Origin of the sequence: uncultured Draconibacterium sp., assembly GCF_913060805.1 — a bacterium.
Taxonomy (GTDB): Bacteria; Bacteroidota; Bacteroidia; order Bacteroidales; family Prolixibacteraceae; genus Draconibacterium.
The window spans coordinates 12,753-31,536 of the sequence record NZ_CAJXTC010000017.1 but is presented as its reverse complement, the minus strand read 5'-3'; the positions used below and the strand labels follow the sequence as shown (position 1 = coordinate 31,536).

At 41.0% G+C, this 18,784-nt stretch carries 19 protein-coding genes; 7 read left to right on the top strand and 12 right to left on the bottom strand.

The window, feature by feature from the left end; all coding sequences use genetic code 11:
• Window positions 1-11: 11 nt before the first annotated feature.
• From QZ576_RS11875 to QZ576_RS11855, 5 genes are all read right to left on the bottom strand, one after another.
• Entirely contained in the window at window positions 12-1,310 is a 1,299-nt protein-coding gene (locus tag QZ576_RS11875) for an MFS transporter (protein ID WP_297097414.1), read from the bottom strand.
• A gap of 85 nt (window positions 1,311-1,395) precedes the next feature.
• Window positions 1,396-1,953, bottom strand: a complete 558-nt coding sequence (locus tag QZ576_RS11870; RefSeq protein ID WP_297097412.1) for a hypothetical protein — start codon at window positions 1,951-1,953, stop codon at window positions 1,396-1,398.
• Window positions 1,954-2,046: 93 nt separating this feature from the next.
• Window positions 2,047-2,586 (bottom strand): hypothetical protein, encoded by a 540-nt coding sequence (locus QZ576_RS11865; protein WP_297097409.1) that lies wholly within the window; start codon window positions 2,584-2,586, stop codon window positions 2,047-2,049.
• 339 nt (window positions 2,587-2,925) lie between these two features.
• Window positions 2,926-5,283, bottom strand: coding sequence for a glycoside hydrolase family 3 C-terminal domain-containing protein (locus QZ576_RS11860; RefSeq protein ID WP_297097407.1), 2,358 nt, complete (start codon window positions 5,281-5,283; stop codon window positions 2,926-2,928).
• 123 nt (window positions 5,284-5,406) lie between these two features.
• On the bottom strand, window positions 5,407-5,862 hold the full coding sequence (locus QZ576_RS11855; RefSeq protein ID WP_297097405.1) for a DUF1801 domain-containing protein: 456 nt from the start codon (window positions 5,860-5,862) through the stop codon (window positions 5,407-5,409).
• Window positions 5,863-6,168: 306 nt separating this feature from the next.
• Here QZ576_RS11855 and QZ576_RS11850 point away from each other — a divergent pair, with 306 nt between their 5' ends.
• The gene (locus QZ576_RS11850) at window positions 6,169-7,164 is read left to right on the top strand and encodes an adenosine kinase (RefSeq protein ID WP_297097403.1); all 996 of its coding nucleotides are present in this window, start codon (window positions 6,169-6,171) and stop codon (window positions 7,162-7,164) included.
• Between the two features lie 256 nt (window positions 7,165-7,420).
• On the opposite strand, the gene QZ576_RS11845 is transcribed toward QZ576_RS11850, so the two are convergent.
• Both QZ576_RS11845 and QZ576_RS11840 read right to left on the bottom strand, forming a co-directional pair.
• Window positions 7,421-8,035 (bottom strand): deoxynucleoside kinase, encoded by a 615-nt coding sequence (locus QZ576_RS11845; RefSeq protein ID WP_297097401.1) that lies wholly within the window; start codon window positions 8,033-8,035, stop codon window positions 7,421-7,423.
• Window positions 8,036-8,073: 38 nt separating this feature from the next.
• Window positions 8,074-9,594 (bottom strand): GH3 auxin-responsive promoter family protein, encoded by a 1,521-nt coding sequence (locus tag QZ576_RS11840; protein ID WP_297097399.1) that lies wholly within the window; start codon window positions 9,592-9,594, stop codon window positions 8,074-8,076.
• Window positions 9,595-9,832: 238 nt separating this feature from the next.
• On the opposite strand from QZ576_RS11840, the gene QZ576_RS11835 reads away from it, so the two are divergent.
• The 3 genes from QZ576_RS11835 (at window position 9,833) to QZ576_RS11825 (ending at window position 11,872) form a co-directional block, all read left to right on the top strand.
• The gene (locus tag QZ576_RS11835; RefSeq protein ID WP_297097397.1) at window positions 9,833-10,357 is read left to right on the top strand and encodes a CvpA family protein; all 525 of its coding nucleotides are present in this window, start codon (window positions 9,833-9,835) and stop codon (window positions 10,355-10,357) included.
• A complete protein-coding gene (locus QZ576_RS11830; protein WP_297097395.1) occupies window positions 10,347-11,432 on the top strand; it encodes a DUF3667 domain-containing protein in 1,086 nt (361 codons plus the stop codon). The genes QZ576_RS11835 and QZ576_RS11830 overlap by 11 nt, the downstream gene beginning before the upstream one ends.
• A gap of 77 nt (window positions 11,433-11,509) precedes the next feature.
• Window positions 11,510-11,872 (top strand): DUF6249 domain-containing protein, encoded by a 363-nt coding sequence (locus QZ576_RS11825; RefSeq protein ID WP_297097393.1) that lies wholly within the window; start codon window positions 11,510-11,512, stop codon window positions 11,870-11,872.
• Window positions 11,873-11,963: 91 nt separating this feature from the next.
• On the opposite strand, the gene fmt is transcribed toward QZ576_RS11825, so the two are convergent.
• Window positions 11,964-12,938, bottom strand: coding sequence for a methionyl-tRNA formyltransferase (fmt, locus tag QZ576_RS11820; RefSeq protein ID WP_297097391.1), 975 nt, complete (start codon window positions 12,936-12,938; stop codon window positions 11,964-11,966).
• 2 nt (window positions 12,939-12,940) lie between these two features.
• The gene (locus QZ576_RS11815) at window positions 12,941-13,141 is read right to left on the bottom strand and encodes a DUF5522 domain-containing protein (protein ID WP_297097389.1); all 201 of its coding nucleotides are present in this window, start codon (window positions 13,139-13,141) and stop codon (window positions 12,941-12,943) included.
• A gap of 66 nt (window positions 13,142-13,207) precedes the next feature.
• Here QZ576_RS11815 and QZ576_RS11810 point away from each other — a divergent pair, with 66 nt between their 5' ends.
• Window positions 13,208-13,603 carry a hypothetical protein gene (locus QZ576_RS11810; RefSeq protein ID WP_297097387.1) on the top strand — a complete coding sequence of 132 codons (396 nt, stop codon included), beginning with the start codon at window positions 13,208-13,210 and terminating at the stop codon, window positions 13,601-13,603.
• A gap of 3 nt (window positions 13,604-13,606) precedes the next feature.
• On the opposite strand, the gene QZ576_RS11805 is transcribed toward QZ576_RS11810, so the two are convergent.
• From QZ576_RS11805 to tyrS, 3 genes are all read right to left on the bottom strand, one after another.
• Window positions 13,607-15,073: an O-antigen ligase family protein gene (locus QZ576_RS11805; RefSeq protein WP_297097385.1), complete on the bottom strand. Its 1,467-nt coding sequence runs from the start codon at window positions 15,071-15,073 to the stop codon at window positions 13,607-13,609.
• 1 nt (window position 15,074) lies between these two features.
• Window positions 15,075-16,028, bottom strand: a complete 954-nt coding sequence (locus tag QZ576_RS11800; protein ID WP_297097383.1) for a Wzz/FepE/Etk N-terminal domain-containing protein — start codon at window positions 16,026-16,028, stop codon at window positions 15,075-15,077.
• Window positions 16,029-16,098: 70 nt separating this feature from the next.
• Window positions 16,099-17,391: a tyrosine--tRNA ligase gene (gene tyrS / locus QZ576_RS11795; protein ID WP_297097380.1), complete on the bottom strand. Its 1,293-nt coding sequence runs from the start codon at window positions 17,389-17,391 to the stop codon at window positions 16,099-16,101.
• 390 nt (window positions 17,392-17,781) lie between these two features.
• On the opposite strand from tyrS, the gene QZ576_RS11790 reads away from it, so the two are divergent.
• Window positions 17,782-18,363, top strand: a complete 582-nt coding sequence (locus tag QZ576_RS11790) for an RNA polymerase sigma factor (RefSeq protein ID WP_204273569.1) — start codon at window positions 17,782-17,784, stop codon at window positions 18,361-18,363.
• Window positions 18,356-18,715, top strand: a complete 360-nt coding sequence (locus QZ576_RS11785) for a hypothetical protein (RefSeq protein ID WP_297097375.1) — start codon at window positions 18,356-18,358, stop codon at window positions 18,713-18,715. Before QZ576_RS11790 ends, QZ576_RS11785 begins: the two co-directional genes overlap by 8 nt.
• Window positions 18,716-18,784 lie beyond the last annotated feature (69 nt).

Genomic DNA, 18,784 nt, shown 5'->3' with positions numbered 1-18,784 from the left:
TTCTGCAGCCCTTATGTTTGTTCTACATTAGGCAGTTTGTAGCTTTTGTAAGCTCCGGCTAAACCCAATATCGACAGCAACAAAATAACACCTTCCACCGACAACAGCGAAACCAAAGCACTTAACCCACCCACGAGCAAAAGAATGATGCCGATAATCGTGTTACTCACCGACACGTAACTGGTGCGCTCGTTTCCGGTGGCCATATCGATTACATAGGTTTTGCGGCCCAAACGAACGCCCTGGTGGGCAATACCTAAAATGAACAGCACAATCGGATAGAGCCATTTTGCACTTCGCAAGGCATCGAAATACGAAATAGTGATAAAGATAAAGATGCCCAGAATGGAAGCTATCAGCACCGCCACCGCCATAATATTTTTGCTCGACTTATCGGCATATTTACCCCAAACCGGCGAACTAACAATCGATGCCACCCCTTTGGCAATAATAAACAAACCTAGCAGATAGGCCTCTTTTCCCACATACTCCTGCGCAAGGATAACATAGAACGGGGCCGACAGCGCAGTACATAAAAGCAGCGTGCGGGCAACGATAAAATCACGGAAATGTTTATCCGTTTTCAGCAGGCTAAAACTCGAGAGTATACCTTCTTTATCATCTTTTTCGTCCTGTATATCGCTTGGAAATTCCTTTACGCGCGAATAAATAAACGCTGCCACCAGCCATGTTGCCGAAGCAAAAAAGATAATATTGGTGTAAAAGTTTATAGTAGCACCATTCGATTGATACAACATAAACAACCCTGCTGCCAGCACCAACACGCCCGACAACGATACGGAATAACCTTTCATTCGTCCGCGGCGGGTTTTGGGGATGGTTTTCCCGATAATGTCTTTCGAGGTCAACGAGCTCATACTTCGCGACAAGCTAAACAGCACCACGGCAGCTACAATCAGCCATCCGGCAGTAAAACCGTTAAAGTTCAAGGCAATAATTCCAATGGCTCCGATGGCCACAAACTGCAGCAAAGCGCCAATTACCCACAGCCATTTTCGGATGGAGCGTTTGCGAATGAACTGCGCAAAAACAACTTGTGGCACCATCGATCCCGATTCACGCAGCGGCACAATTAAACTAATGAGGTACACCGGTGCGCTTACATAGCTCATTAACCAGGTTAAAACGGTTTTTGGGTTGCTCAGCGTATCGCCAAGCTGGGTAAATACATTACTGAAAATTTGTAAAAAGAAATTGCGGGGAACATATTTGCAGGCGTCTTCGGTAATGTCGGTACAAACACCTTTTTGGTCTCCTTTATTCAAGTAATGGTAAAGTTTCTCAAACATGCTTTATTTCTCTGCTCAACTTAAATTTGTGGAATTTACAGGTATAACAGTTAGACAAAAATATGGTTTTGGGATGGCTCATTTTTTAACATGGAGAATAATATTCCAATTTTACTAATAGCCCATTCTCAAACATTAGCATTATCTTATCATCCGAAATCAATTGGGGGAACAGATAAAATATGTAATTCTGCTTTGGTTCATCAACTACAAATCTATTGTCAAAAGATTTGGGAAAATAAGTTCTAATATCCGTGAGACTAGTTCTGTGATTTAAATTTTTCCCCTTATAGTTTAAGTTAATCGTTGTATCAGCTTTGAAATCGATATGTTCGATGATATAGTTATCATCAGTGCCAATAAAATTCAATGACTTATAATAATATTGCAGAAATTCCTGTTCTTGCCAATCTTCTGAGAATCCTCCACACTCGTAATGAGGATTAACGATACTATCAGGTTCTCCAAGGCAAAAAGTTAGTTCTTGCTTTTTCGGGTGTAGATTAACCCTTCCATAATAAACTTCATCCAGAGAAATAGTATCATAGCGTAAACTATTCCAATATTCTTGCCTGTCAAAATCTTGTGATTTGGCATACATCCAAAGTATAGTGGCAAACAGTATTAAAGCTAACTTATTCATATAGTTGTTTTTTTGATCATAATAACGGAAACTTTCATGTGTTTGGTGGTAGCCTACCATATGAAAAATTTTAAGCCACTGGCTTTTCATTTTTTATGAAATCCATTTTTTAATTGTAGAAACGATAATTTTATTCTGTTTCAGTTCTAACTTATATAAAGCACCATTTCCATTTTTTGGTGCGTAAAAACAGCCTACGTCTAAAAATCCAATATTTTTATAGTAATGAAGAACTTGCCAACATTCAGAACCAAGATAATCAGCAAGAATGTTCCTTATAAAGTCATAATCTTCAAGATTGATTTTTTCAATATTCCTGTATGAATCATCAAGTTGAATGATTCTTATAATTCTTTCATTTACATGATTTTTTTCAACTGAAGAATAGTCCGCCAAAAAGTGTTTTACATTTTCTGAAGAATTGGATTGAATTGCTTTTTTATAAAGTTGATGTGTGAGTTCCGGGGATAATAAATGTACAGGAATTCTGCATGCATTTATTGCACTGTCAATCCCATAATTATCTGATATTTCTATTAATCCATTTAAGTTAAAGGTCTCTAATTTCTGACCATATAATCCCAATGAAGAAATCAAAAATATTAAAGTTGCTATTTTATGTAGTTTGTTCATCTAGTTTGCAACTAAGTATGTATAACCCAATTTTTCGTGGAAATCTTATATTCGGGTGCGTATTCAACTGTATTTATTTTTACTGCATTAAATATAATTATTTTTTTATGAGATAGAAAAAATGAATTGGAGTATAAAACAAAAGCCCGGCAAAAACCGGGCTTATTATTGAGAACTATTTTACTTCAGCAGAACCTCAGATTGTCGGTTATACAGTTCGGCCTAACGATAAAATCATTTCGAGATTTACAGTCATACTGAGCGAAGTCGAAGTGTGACAGAGATGTTAGCTCTTAGGCTGACAGACTTCCGTCTTCGGGCTTCTGTCTTCCAACTCTCTTATTTCAACGAAACTTGTTTTTTCAAACGAATATCGGCTGATGAAGCACCAACCAGCAATTCAATATCGCACAGGTCGTCGTCCCAGGCATGCAACTCTTCGTTCCAGTATTGCAGTTTCTCAACCGGAATTTCCAACGTTACAGTCTGGCTTTTGCCCGGATCGAGTGCCACGCGTGTAAAGGCTTTTAGCTCTTTAAACGGCCATTCAACCGAAGGATTAATGCGGTGCACATACACCTGAACCACTTCTTCGGCAGCCATTTCTCCGGTATTGCTCAGGTTGAACGACAACGAAATAGTTTCGTCAGCGCCGTAACTTTCTTTGCTTGTATTCAGATCGGCATATGCAAATTCGGTGTACGATAAACCGTAACCAAACGGATACATTACCGGTTTGTTTTTGGTATCGAACCAGCGGTAACCCACCAGCGATTCTTCCGAGTAATACGCCATGTTCGGATCGTTTTCCTGGTTGTCGTCGGCAGCGTGTGCTTCCGATTCTTTCTCGTCTACAAGGTCAACAAAAATGTCACCTTTTTTGGCACCCTGCGGATAGTTGCCCAGCGCATAAGCCGGCGAATCTTCCAGTTTAATAGGAAGTGTAAATGGCAAACGTCCGCTTGGCGAAATGTTTCCAACCAGAATGTCGGCCAGTGCATTTCCGCCTTCGGTACCGTTAAACCACGATTGCAACAACGCTTTCGACAGCGGTTTTACAGTGTTCAAATCGTTGGGCGCACCACTAACCAGCACAGTAACGATATTCTCGTTTACAGCACTAATTTGTTTTATCAAATCATCCTGACCGGATGGCAGGAAGATGTTTTCGCGGTCGTTCGCTTCAGTTTCCACGGCACGGTTGTCGCCACCAATAAACAGCACGATATCGGCTTTAGCTGCCAGAGCAACAGCTTCTTTATTCAGTTTTTTGTTCAGGATCGCTTTTGCTTTTTCCTCGCGATCGATCTTTTCCTGTGGTTTGTTTCCAAAAATGGCTTCGTAATCCAATTCCACAGGAACATAACCCTGTGCATATTGAATTTCTGCTTTGTCGCCAATTTTGTTTTTCAGGCCTTCAAGCGGTGTAACTTCGTACAGCGTTTTTACACCTGCACCAATACCGCCGCTTCCCATTTCGCGAACTGCGTTTTCACCAATTACAGCGATTAGTGGTTTTTTGCTGAGGTCGAGAGGAAGGATGCCTTCATTTTTCAATAACACTATCGATTTACATGCCACATCATAAGCGATCTTCTGGCTTTCGGGTTGCGAAGTCACAACCTGATTGGCTTCTTCGGCAGGAACCGGATCAATAGCCAAACGCACACGCAGAATCTCGCGTACACGCTGGTCGATCACATCTTCTGAAACTGCACCGGCTTTTACAGAGTCGAGCAGCGCCTCGCCTAAAAATTTGCTGTCCGGCATTTCAACGTTCAGTCCGTGTTTTACCGACTCAACAGTCGAGTGAGTTCCGCTCCAGTCAGACACCACAAAACCTCCAAATCCCCATTCATCACGAAGGATCTGGTTTAGCAGCACATCATTCTCGGCGCACCACCAGCCATTTACTTTATTGTAAGCCGACATCACACTGTAAGCATCAGCTTCCTGAACAGCGGCTTTAAAAGGTGGCAGGTAAATCTCGCGCATGGCACGCTCGCCAACAATCACGTTTACTGTTCCGCGGTTGTTTTCCTGGTTGTTCAGCGCATAGTGTTTTAAACACGCCGCCGCACCATTGTCCTGCGCACCTTTGGTGTATTGCACCGCCAGTTGCGAACTCAGAAACGGATCCTCACTCATATACTCGTACGTACGTCCGCCGGTAGGAATTCGCTGAATATTGATGGCCGGCCCAAGAATTACATCTTTTCCGCGCAAACGGGCTTCTTTTGCCATACCAGTTCCGTAGGCATAAGCCAGCTCCGGACTCCAGGTAGCAGCCAGCGCCGATCCGGTAGGGAAAAACGTGGCTTTGTCGGTTTCCCAGCCAAGTGGATTCCACCCTTTTGGCTCCATTTCTTCACGGATACCAAACGGTCCGTCAGCATAAACCATATCGGCAATTCCAAGACGCTCAACCCCGGCCGATACAAACATGTACTTTCCATGAAGCATGTTTACTTTTTCGTCCAGTGTCATTTGCGAAATGATACCATCGATTTGTTCGTCGTATTGCAACAACGATGAGGTAAAAGTTTTCTTTTCCGGAGATTGTTGCGTACATGCCCCAAATAATGTGGCCAGTAGCATGATAATTGTGATTTTGTAGTTCATAATATATTTCGATTTTATTAATTCTTTCAGCTGCTGTAGCGGGCGCAAAATAGCACTCCGTTTCTTTAAAATCATAAAGATTTAAATTTCATATTGTAAAAATAACAAAAAGATATGAATTGACAGAAAATGAACATAATTAGAGATGATATATATATATGAAAATGGGTTGGGGATTGTGTTTTAAAAGCTTGTTTATTATCGTTTAATCTGCTGTTCGTAAAGATCGATCCAATCGGAGACAGTCATTTTTGTTGCCAGCTCTGTAAGGAGGTTGTATGGAATCTGGTCGACCTTTTTAAAACGGATGCAGCTTTTTCCCATGTCGGGTTTTGTTTTGCAGTGTTTCGGGTATTCGGCAACAAACCAGTCAAGCAGGTTTTTGTTGGCATAAATTCCCATGTGGTAAAGTGCAATAAAGTTTTTCTGCGAGGCGATATTGATAAAGGGGAGTGGCAGTTTTGTATCGCAATGATAGCCGGCAGGATAAACAGAATGCGGAACAACATAACCGATCATTCCATAACTTATGGTTTCCTGAAAGCCTTCAGACAGATTCTTACGAAAGATCTCCCGAAGTTTTGAAACGGCTTGTTGTCGTTCTTCAGAGAGTTGCGCGATATATTCATCGGGTGAGTTTGCCTCGATTTTCATGTTTGCTGTTTTTTTGAAAACAAAGTTTTACCAGATAGGTTTATATGCCAATCAAGGTTGAAATTATTGAACGAAAATCCTTGATTCTACCTCAGTCCTAAAGGATGTTTGCGGATTTTCTCCCTTCTTCCTATAGGACCGAGGTAAAAAGGGAGAAAATCTTTCATAACCTACATAATACAAGTTCAAACTTGTTTTACATTTTATACTGAGAATGAAGGTAGAATTACGCTAGCTGCCTTATTAATCCGGTTTTACCGATTGGATAAAAATGCTGATATTTGCGGCACTTAAAATTTTATAAAAATGACAAAACAAAATATTCCTGCTGTGTTGGGCATGGGTAACGCTTTAGTTGATGTGATCTCGGTTTTGGAGAGCGATTCATTGCTTGAACAGTTTGGATTACCACGTGGCAGTATGACGCTGGTTGACGCCGACCAGTCGAAAACCATCTACGATGCGACTTACTCTGAAAAAAGCGAGCTGGCCACCGGCGGATCGGTTGCTAATTCGATCCGTGCTTTAGCCAACCTTGGTGGAAATGCCGGATATATGGGGAAAATCGGTCGCGATGAGTTGGGCGATCTTTTCCGTAACGACTTTGAAAAACGTGGCGTAAAAACACACTTGTTCCACAGCGAAAATGCTACCGGAAGAGTAATGGGACTGGTAAGTCCTGATTCGGAACGAACCATGGCAACTTACCTTGGAGCTGCCGCCGAAATGCTTCCCGACGAAGTAACCGAAGACCTGTTTACCGGCTACGAATACGTTTACATTGAAGGCTACCTGGTTTTTAATCACGACCTGATTAAAGCTTGTGCAGTTGCTGCTAAAAAAGCCGGTGTTAAGATTGCTGTCGACCTGTCGAGCTTTAACGTGGTGGAGGCCAATCTCGATTTCCTGAAAGAACTGATCCGAGATTATGTGGATATTGTTTTTGCCAACGAAGAGGAAGCGAAATCATACACCGGACTTGATCCGGAAGCGGCGCTTCATGAAATTGCACAAGGCGATAAAATTGCTGTTGTAAAAGTGGGTAAAGAAGGTTCGATGATTAAACAAGGTGATGCTGTTGCACGAGTTGGAGTAATTCCTGCCAAAGCATTGGATACCACCGGAGCAGGTGATGCATATGCCGCCGGTTTCTTCTATGGCCTTACGAATGGCTACGACCTGGAAAAATGTGGCAAGATTGCTGCACTTGTATCAGGAAAAGTTGTAGAAGTTATGGGGCCGAATCTTGCCGACGAACAATGGCCCGGGGTGAAAGCTGAAATTGAAAAGATTGTAGGGTAAACACAGAAAAAGATTATCTACCCCTTTGGCTGTCGCCATTTCCCCTCAAAAGGGGAAAACGGTTCTGATGTAATTTCGCAATTTTAACTGAAAAGTTTCTGGTAACTTGCTCCCCTTTCAAGGGGAGCTCCCGAAGGGTGAGGGGTAAAGTTTGGCACATAAAAAAACTGTCATTTCGAGTGAAGAGAAAAATCTGTAACAGATTTCTCAGTCATTCTTCCTTCGAAATGACAGTTCTTATTTTATAGCTAATATTCTAGAATAAACCGTGGATCTGAGCATCGATCTTATCGATTACAAAACTCAGGTCTTCCGGATTGGCTGTAAAATCAAGGTCATCTACATTGATCACCAATAATTTCCCCATTTTATAACTGTTAATCCAGGTCTCGTAACGCTCGTTCAATTGTTTCAGATAATCGAGGCGGATCGAGTTTTCATATTCACGTCCACGTTTCTGAATCTGGTTTACCAGTGTCGGAATCGATGCGCGCAAATAAATCAGCAAATCCGGTGGTTGTATAAGGCTTGCCATCAGATCGAACAACGATTTATAGTTGCCAAAATCGCGGGTGCTCATCAAACCCATCGCGTGCAGGTTGGGAGCAAAAATTTCGGCATCCTCGTAAATTGTACGGTCTTGTATAATCGTTTTTCCCGACTTGCGGATATCGATGATCTGTTTAAAACGCGAATTCAGGAAGTAAATCTGCAGGTTAAACGACCAGCGTTGCATGTCGTTGTAAAAGTCATTCAGATAAGGATTTTCGTCTACGTCTTCGTAATGTGGGGTCCATTTGTAGTGCTTGGCCAAAAGTTCGCTCAATGTTGTCTTTCCGGCACCAATGTTACCCGCTATTGCAATGTGCATATTCAATTATTTTTTTGAAATTCTAAAGTATAAAAAAATTACCTGTCGGCCCCCAGAATGTTCATAAGTTCGTCGAGATATTTTCGGTTATTGGCAAGTCGCGGAATTTTATTTTGCCCGCCAACCTTGCCGCGTTGTTTCATCCAGTTGTAGAAAGTTCCTTTTGGCGCCACCGTAAGATGCAGCATTTCAAGGGTCATGTTTTTATGGCGCTTGGCTTCGTAATCCGAGTTCAGCGTTTTTAGCGAATTATCGAGTATTGTTTTAAAGTGATCGACATCTTTCGGAGCTTTGGCAAATTCAATAATCCACTGGTGGGCGCCTTTGCTATTGTCGCTCATAAATACCGGGCCGGCGGTGTATTCATTTACAATTGCCCCGGTGTGGTGGCAGGCAATTTTCAGCGCTTGCTCGGCATTATCGATAATCAGCTCCTCGCCAAATGCATTTATAAAATGTTTGGTGCGCCCCGTAACTTTTATCTTGAAAGGGTATTTGCAGGTAAACTTAATGGTGTCGCCAATTACATAACGCCACAAGCCGGCGTTGGTAGAAATTACCATGGCATAATTTTGTTCCAGTTCCACATCCTCGAGATTGACAACCGTAGGATTTTCGCTGCCAAATTCCGACATCGGAATAAACTCGTAGTAAATTCCGTAATCCAGCATTAAAAGCATATCGTCCTGGTGCTCGTTATCCTGGATTCCAAAAAAACCTTCCGACGCATTGTAGGTTTCCACATAATGCATTTGCGACGAAGGAATAATTTTGCGGTACTGCTCGCGGTAAGGTTCAAAGTTTACGCCTCCATGAGCAAACACCTCCAGGTTAGGCCACACTTCCAGCAGATTTGATTTGCCGGTTTTTTCCAGCACACGTTTAAAAAGTACGAGGTACCACGACGGAACACCTGCAAAAGCAGTAACATTCTGGTCGAGGGTGGTATCGATTATCTTTTCTACCTTTTCTTCAAATTCTTCGATAAGGGCAATTTCTGCTGCCGGTGTTCTGAACAGATCCGACCAAAACGGTTCGTTCTCGATCATAATTGCCGACAAATCGCCATGAAACGAATTGTTGTTAAAACTGCTTACCCGGTGGCTGCCTCCCAAGGTCAGAATTTTCCCTTTTAAAACTTTCGATTCAGGATTGGAAGTTATGTACTGGGCAAAAATATCTTTGGGGCCGCGCAAATGGCATTCTTCCAAAGCTTCGTTGGTAACCGGAATAAATTTGCTTTTGTCGCTGGTGGTTCCGCTCGATTTGGCAAACCACTTTACTTCGCCCGGCCAAAGCAGGTTTTTTTCACCTTGTCGCAAACGGTCGATGTATGGTTTTACATCTTCGTAAGTTTGCAAAGGCATTGCTTTTTGAAACTCGCGGTACGATGTTACATCATCAAAATTGTGTGCTTTACCCCATTGCGTATCTTTTGCACTTTGCAAAAGTTCAAATAAGGTTTCGTTTTGAATTTCATGTGGATATTCGCGGTAATATTGAATTTGGTAGTTGCGTTTTATGTTTACCCACTTGATTACTGAATTTAGAAGAGGCATTTGTTACGTTTAATTTTATGAAGTCCAAATTTATGAATAAATGTATCAATTATGCAATCAAAAATCATCTTGAACAGGGCAATAATTGCGCCAACCGAAAAAATAAATGGAGGAAAAAGTTCGTTTAACCATAAAATCTGTTCGCTGGCCGATTGGCCGGTTTTTTAACTGATCGCGAATTTTTATATTTACCACTGCAAATTGTTTCGGGTAAACCTATCACCGTAGAAATCAAATTATGAATTACATCGATATTGTTTTAGGCATTTTGTTGATCCTGTCAGCAATAAATGGTTTTAGTAAAGGCCTTATTTCGGAAGTTGCATCTATTGCGGCGCTCATTTTGGGAATTTGGGGAGCTATCAAATTTTCATACGTTACCACCGAATTTCTGATCGAAAATTTTGATTGGCACTCGAAACACATGAATATCATTTCGTTTGTAATCACCTTTGTGGTTATCGTAATTTTGGTGCACATTGTTGGCAGCGCAGTAAGTAAAATGGCCGAAACCGTTTTGCTGGGATTTGCCAATAAACTGGCCGGGTTGGTTTTCGGCGTTTTAAAATCAGCCTTGATATTGAGCATAATATTGGTTATTTTTGACAAAATCGACGAAGATGTTCATATTCTTTCGCGAGAAGCCAAAGAAAATTCGCGGATGTATGAACCGATTCGATCGTTTGCACCATCGATTTTCCCCTTTATCGAAGGATGGGAAATTGATATGAAAGAGAATCGGAAATATGAAAATGTGGTCTAATTTACAAGAACGTTTTAAAGGAAAGGACAATTCCACCTGGCACATCGATGTTGAATGTTTAAACTGCGGAACAACGTTTTCGGGGCATTATTGCCCGAATTGTGGCCAGGCAGTTAAAGAATACGATAAACCGTTTGGCTTTATCTTTTACAATTTCCTTGGCGACTTTTTTGCTTTCGACACCCGCTTTTTTAAAACATTATTCGCGCTGATTACGCGCCCGGGTTTTCTTACCAAAGAGTACTTTGCCGGCCGACGTGTACGTTATACACCTCCGTTTCGCATTTTTGTTTTTGTAAGTTTTATTCTGTTTTTTTTGTTGCAAATCGTTACCAATCGTGGTTTATCAACGGTTCTGGATTCTGATTTAAAAGACGCAAAATTAGGGCTCGATTCTACTTCGGTTGTTGCCGCCGATTCTATTATTAATCAGGTAAACGATGAGTTTGCACCGGAGGAAAAAGAAGCTTTGAACAATGTTTTAGCTAAAGGAAATATTCGGATGGACAGCATTGATATTGATAAAGCTGCCAATGAAATTAATTTGGGAGAATGGAACGGTGCGCGTAACATCAGGCTGGCACTGAATGAGCACGCCGACAAGATGCAGACTGAATTAGAAGAGGAAACAGACCCGGAAAAACAGGCTGAATTACAGAAAAATATTCAACTCTTGCGCTCTCCCGAAGCTACAATGGCAAAAATACTTAAATACATTTCGTATGCATTTTTTCTGTTGTTGCCACTTTTTGCTCTTATCTTAAAACTGATTTACATCCGGAGGAAACGCAACTATATGCGTCACCTGGTATTTTCAATTCACATCCATTCGTTTATTTTTTTGGTAATGACAACGATAATGGGTTTGTATCTTTTGTTTGATGAGAGCATGAGTACATTGTCAGGAATTTTGTTCTTATCTATTCCAATTTACATAGTTATTGCATTAAAGAAGTTCTATGGACAGTCGATTGGAAAAGTAGTGCTTAAATTCTTCGCACTTTCGTTTTTATATAACATTGTGTTTTTCACGGTTATTCTTCTTGCCGCATTGGATGCCATTAATCTTCTTTGAAAATATTTTAAAAAAAGTTGCAACATTTCTTTCACGGCTGTAGTCAAACGGTCAGAAATTAATTAAAAAGAAAAATTATGATGCCGGAAATTATTGTAACAGCAGTGGTGTTTTTTGCCATTTATCACATCCTTAGACTTATTTCAATTCATTTGTTAAAACGGAAATTAATAAAGGCGGAACAGTACGAAAGAGTTGGTATTCTTGAAGAGCCGAAAAGTGAAAATGATGAATCGAACCGTTATCCTTCGTTAAAATGGGGACTGGTAGCGTTAATGACCGGTTTGGGCTTTATCATTATTGAAGTGATGGGATTATTTGACCGCGAATTGGTTAGAGGTCGTGATGCCGTGTTACCACTCGGAATTTTAATGGTTTGTATTTCGCTCGGTTTCCTGATCTATTTCTTTATCATGAACGGAAAAGCCGTTAAGAAATAACAACGACAAACAAAAAACAGTAAAAAATACACCCGGCAACTTTGGTTTTCCCAAAAGCTTGCCGGGTGAACTTTTTTATAATCGATTCAGGTTATAGAAAGGTATATTCCCCAATCTGTTGAAATCCCCGAAGGAATTCCTGAACTTTCATTCTTTTTTTACCGGCAATCTGCAAGTCGGTAATTTGCAGCCAGCCATTTGTGCAAGCCACTTTTATAAAGTTTTTACCGTCGCTTTCCAATGTTCCCGGAGGCGTGTTTTTGTTATCTTCAACACGCATGGTCATAAAAATTTTGGTGGCAATTTCTTTTCCCGATTGTTTATGTTTTAAGGTGCTCCAGGCTGCGGGGGAGGGCGATAATCCGCGAATAAGGTTACAAACTGCATCTGCATCAGCCGACCAATCAATTTTACAATCTTCCTTGAAAATTTTAGGAGCGTGTTTTATTTCTTCGCTTTCAGCAACAAGCTCTTCCTGCGGAATGGCTTTGTAATCTCCCGACGCCAGTGCATCAACGGTTTCAACTACCAGTTTGGCGCCAATGCCCATCAGTGCATCGTGAATGGTTCCAACTGTGTCGTTTTCCCAAATATCAATCTCTTTCCGGAAAAGAATTTTGCCGGTATCAATTTCATGATCGAGCAAAAATGTAGTTACTCCGGTTTGTGTTTCACCATTTATAACCGCCCAGTTTAAAGGTGCAGCACCACGGTATTGCGGCAACAACGATCCGTGCAAATTAAAAGTCCCCAAACGCGGCATATCCCAAACTACTTCGGGCAACATCCTGAAAGCCACAACCACTTGCAAGTCGGCTTCCAAAGCTCTCAATTCATCCAGAAACTCAGGATTTTTAAGCTTTTCGGGTTGCATTACATTTAGTCCTTGTTCGCTTGCATAAACTTTCACCGCCGATTGGTGGAGCTTTTTTCCACGTCCTGCCGGTTTGTCGGGCGCTGTAATTACACCAACAATATTGTATCCGCCTTCAACCAAAGCCTGTAAACTGGCTACGGCAAAATCGGGCGTTCCCATAAAAACTATTTTCAGGTCTTTTCCTTGCATAACTATTTCTTTCTGAGGTTGGTATTTCCTTTTTGCGCTTTTGGCCAGTACGGGCAGTGGCGGCAGCCGTTGGCACAACAATAGCCACGGTTCCGCAGGTAAGATTCAGTCATTACCCGGTAGCCATTTTCCATGTAAAAATCTTTCCCCTCTTTTAGTTCATCCTCGTATCGGTCAGGAAAAAGGTCGTCGAAATATCCCATTCTCAAATTTTTTTCAAAAGTAGCCAAATTGACTTATCTTTCAGAACACGAAACACAGTTTTTGCCATGGGAGTTGAGAAAGATTATTTAATGCGCCAGTTGATGATGTTGTTTGAAGTCATCCAAAAGATTTTACGCCACCGTAGAAAAGGTGAGGATGAAGAGGCTGAAAAGCAAATTCGTTTTTTTTACAAATACCTGAAAATTGATGAAGATGTGGAGAAACTTTCGGTTGAAGCTTTAATCGAGTTATTAGAGAAAGACAAAAATCTGGCAAACGAGCAGTTGGAAATGGTGGCTTTTGTATTAAAAGAACAGGGTGAATTAGCTGATTCGGATGATAAGAGACTGGATTTTTTTAGAAAATCATATTTCATTCTCGATAAAGTGGAGCGCGAAAGCACGGTCTTTTCAATGGACCGCCAAATGAAAATAGCAGAATTGAGTGCTTATCTGAATTAGTATTTATTCAGATACTTGTTTCTGTTCAGCATCTTTTTCCTGCTTTCTCGAAAGAATATCAATGGCAACGATCATTGCCGTGAATCCCCAAAACGGCACCGATATTTTGTCGGTATCCAAAAAGTTATTCAAAAATCCGTGGATGTAGTACGTAACCAAACCTACCAGCGCGGCCAAAACAATCGATCGCAAACGGTAATCAGTTAAGCGCGTGTAGGTGTTTACGGCGGTATAAATCACTACTATAATAATTAACAGGTAAGTAGCCAGGCCAAGCACACCCGATTCGGCCATGGGCCCAAGGTACTCGCTGTGTGCATTTCCACCGTCGGCAGAGTTGGTACTGATAATTGTGCGGTCTTTGCTCAACTGGTATTTGGCGTACTTAAACATGTAAGTTCCCGGACCGTAACCAACCACAGGTTTATCGGCAAACATACGCACGGCACAGCTCCAGCGGTTAATACGCTCAAGGTTCGATGCATCGGAGCTGATGTTCGACATCGATGAAATATGTGTCATCATATTCGCCGACGACTCTTCCGAGTTTTGCTCCAGTTTCATTAAAATTTGCGTTTGGAAAACCAGGAACAAAACAATCAATGACCCCAAAGTGATAAAAAGCGTCTTAAATCGGATGCGCAGTTTTACGACTCCCCAAACGCCAAAGGCAATTACCAAGCTAAGCCATGCGGCCCGACTGTATGACAATAGCAGCCCCATGGTAACAATTGCAAATGCAGCGGTAGCCAACAGACGTATATTTTTTGAATAGTTTTTACTCAAAATAAACATCACCAAAAAAGGGAGGTAGATGGCAGTGGCAGCCCCATAAGAAGTGTGATCGCGGTAAAACGGCGAAACCACAAAGTGCGCAGCTTGTTTGTCCCAAAGCCCGTAACCAAGGTGGCGATAAGTTGAATAGAAAATAACCAGTATCAGCGGAATAACATACAGCCAAACGTATTTTTCCATGTTTTTGCCGTCCTTGAAAATTTTGGCAGTGAGCAGGTAAAGACCTACTATAAACCAAATTCTCATCAGCAAAAATTTAAACGAAACCATCGGCATGGTGCTGGTTACACTGGTAATCAGGATCCAAAAGAGGTTGAGATAAACAGCCAGCGATACCGGGTGAAGTAATATTTTACGATCAAATTGGCGTTCCTGTATAATTTTCAAAATAAAAATTAGTAGCACTCCAAAAAGTAGCGGTTCCGTGGGGATGTACATATCAAAACCAATTCCGGGCAAATATTCCCTTAGCGGAATGGACAAAGGTGCCAGAAACGCGATAAGATATACAAGCTTGTCGAACGAAAAAAGAGCCAGCAAAATTACCACAATAAAAAGCGGAAGCACATTGGCATACAGCATGTGCTTTTCTACCACAAACCACAGGTTTAATGCAATAAATCCGATGGAAATGAGATAGAAAAGTGCTATTCGTATGACCGCTTTTTGTGGCACTTTAGTCTTTTTTTCCGTAGTCGAGAACCAAAAATACAAGTAGTGCAAAAAATACTGCCGAAAGCGTTGTGAATGCAACGATCAGCCAGCGAACAGGATAAGCTTTTTTATCAGCCGGGAACGGGTATTCCACCACGTGGCTGTAGGTAATTCTTTTTTTCGCTTCTATTTGTTCTACTTCAATTACACTTTTTAGTGAGTCGACTGCATTATTGTATTTAGAAAATAGTCTTTCCAAACGATATGCATCAAGTCCTTTTTGCCTGAATTGATTTAACTGTTTCTCAATTTTTTTACCATCGTTGGTATTTCCTTTGTTTTCTGATAGAGAAAGCATGTAACCTTCAGTGACATATCCCAATTGCTTTTGATAGCTAAGAATGCCTGTTTCGTCTCTTAGACTTTGGTATATTGGACGAATTGAGTCAAGTATATTTCTGTTAATTGCTAAATGTTCTTTTGTGATCTGTATTACTTCAATGTGTTTGAGTGAATGTAGTTCTCTGATTTTTTCGTTAACAAAAGAAATAATTGAATCACACATATTGCTTGCGCGTGCCGGATCTTCATCCATGACTTTGATTTCTACTGTTTCATATTCAGTTTTACTTGCGCTTACATTGGTATTATATTTGTCAAGCATGAACGTTGTGTATTGCGGAGAATTTTTGTCAACATTATAAACCTCATCCAAATTGAAAGCATCAAACATTCTAAATTTTATATCCCTGGAGTTTATAATTTCAAGTAACTGTTCTGTTCTCGATTCATCACTGTAAACTGCAATATTACTAGTAGGATAAACTCGTGCCGTTGACTTGAACTTGGGAGTAATAAATGCCGGGCCGGAAAAAATGGCCGACAATGCAATCGCAGCTATACCAACAATTATAAAATGAAATTTGCGTTTCCAAATCATTTTCAGAATACGCTGGTTGTCAAAAAAATTATCCATAAGATAGTGGTTTCAATTCGATCGTGTTATTTCAACGAATCCGAAAAGTTTTTAGTATTTAAACTTTTGATTATTCAGCAATAATGAGGAAGTAATTTTTCTTTCCTTTTTGTGCCAGAATGTATTTGCCACCAATTAAAAAGTCGTTGTTTACATCCAGATCAGGATTGTTGATCTTCTCTTTGTTAATGCTCAGTCCGTTACCTTTAATCGTACGGCGCAATTCTCCTTTCGATGGAAATACTTCTGTCTTCTCTGCCAGCAAATCGATTACATTGATACCAGCTGAAAGCTCGTCTTTTGAGATATTGAATTGAGGTACTCCTTCAAACACCGCAAGGAAAGTACTTTCATTCAGTTTGCGCAGTTGCTCGGCAGTACCTTTACCAAACAAAATTTGTGACGCCTCAACTGCCATGTCGTACTCTTCGCGCGAGTGAACCAATGTGGTTACTTCTTCAGCCAGTTTTTTCTGCAAGGCACGGGCATGTGGTGCTTCTTTGTGCTCGGCAACCAGTGTGTCGATTTCTTCTTGCGACAGTAGCGTAAATATTTTTATGTAACGTTCGGCATCTTCATCCGAAGTATTCAACCAAAACTGGAAGAATGCATAAGGCGAAGTACGTTCAGGATCGAGCCAAACGTTGCCCGATTCTGTTTTTCCGAACTTGGTTCCGTCGGCTTTGGTGATCAGCGGACAAGTTAATGCAAAAGCTTCACCACCATCCATCCGACGGATCAACTCAGTACCTGTGGTAATGTTTCCCCACTGATCGGAACCACCCATTTGCAGGCGGCAGTTGTTGTTTTTGTATAAGTGGTAAAAGTCGTATCCCTGCACCAACTGGTAGGTAAATTCGGTGAACGACATTCCCGATTTTGATTCTTCGCCCAAACGTTTTTTTACCGAATCTTTCGCCATCATGTAGTTTACGGTAATACGTTTACCCACGTCGCGAATAAAATCGAGGAACGAAAATTCCTTCATCCAGTCGTAGTTATTTACCAAAAGTGCAACGTTGTCTTCTTTACTTTCAAAATCGAGGAATTTTGCCAGCTGAGCTTTAATACATTCCTGATTGTGGCGTAGTGTTGGTTCATCCAAAAGATTACGCTCCTGCGATTTCCCTGATGGATCGCCGATCATTCCGGTCGCACCTCCAACCAAAGCAATAGGCTGGTGACCAGCAATCTGAAGATGTTTCAACATCATTACACTTACCAGGTGGCCAATGTGCAACGAGTCGGCAGTTGGATCGATACCCACATAAGCCGCGGTTAATTCTTTTTCCAGTTGTTCCTCAGTTCCCGGCATAATATCGTGCAACATGCCTCTCCATTTCAGCTCTTGTACAAAACTCATCTGTGTAAAATTTATTTATGATCGTGATCGAATCAATCGTTTTTAAAAATCTGCGCAAATATACTCAATGCGGATAGCTTTTCGGGAATTTTGACGAAGTTATTTTTTTCTTTTTCAAGTCAAAATTTTCAAGCATAGCCGTAGCTACGGTTTAAAATTTTGCTGCAGAAAAAGGGAAAAAGAACAAATGAAAAACCCGAAAAGCTGTTTGTTTTGAGTATGTATAAAATGCTGAGGGTTATTTAGTGGCTTTGTATTCAAAATCAAAACTTGCCGCGGAATTTAACGATTTGCAAACCGCCACTTTCTTCCGGCTTCGGTCTCCGGTCTTCAAACTTTTCAAAATTAATTGTAACATTTGCCTACCTTGTTTAGTCTGATGAGATAATTATGAATGATGCGCAACTGGTTCAACAGGTTTTAAACGGAAACAACCATGCGTTCAGGTTTTTGGTGTCGAAGTACCAACGGCTTGTAACGCATGTGGTTGGTCGCATTATTCAGCAAGAAGATGAATTGGAAGACATTTGCCAGGAGGTGTTTATAAAAGTGTTTAAAACACTGAAACGATTTCGTGGCGATTCGAAATTGTCGACGTGGATTGCGACCATTGCTTACAACACAGCCATAACACATTACCGGAAACTGAAACGAAGAGGCGAATTGTCGTACAGCGAAGAACCTAATCTCATTCTTGCTGAAAAAGACCCGGGGTTGAACCAGAAAAGCATTGAAAAGGAAGAAGCGAAAAAATATCTCATGCAACTGATTGAGTCGTTGCCGGTGAACTACCGAACGGTGATTACCCTGTTTCACCTCGAGGAGTTCTCGTACAAAGAGATAGAAGAAATTACAGGAATGCCCGAAGGGACCATAAAAAGTTACCTGAGCCGGGCACGAAAATTATTAAAAGGCAAGATTGAAAAAGTTGCCCGTTTGGAACAAACTAATATATTTGTTGACTATGTATAACGAAGATCGGAATTTTGATACTGACCAAATACTGAAAGAGGCATTCACTTCGGAGCCGGAATTCAAGCTGTCGGAGAATTTTACCGACTTATTGGTTGAAAAGGTGGAGCGGCGCTTTGCCTGGGCTCAATACATCCGTGAATTTCTGATTTATCTTTCGGTTATACTCGGAATTATGCTTGTAACTGCGGTGCTGGCTTTTGTTTGGTACGATGCAAAAATCGAGAACTGGTTGTCTTTCTTTACTTCCAATGCAGCCTTGGTGGTTGGCATAAACCTTTTAGTGGTGTTTGTTTTGTTTGCCGACCGTGTATTGTTACGCTATTTCATGTACCGGGCATCAACAGAATAACAGTAAAGCATTCTGGTATTTCCGCATTAACTCAATTACTCATTCACCAAACAATCTAATTCAATCTCA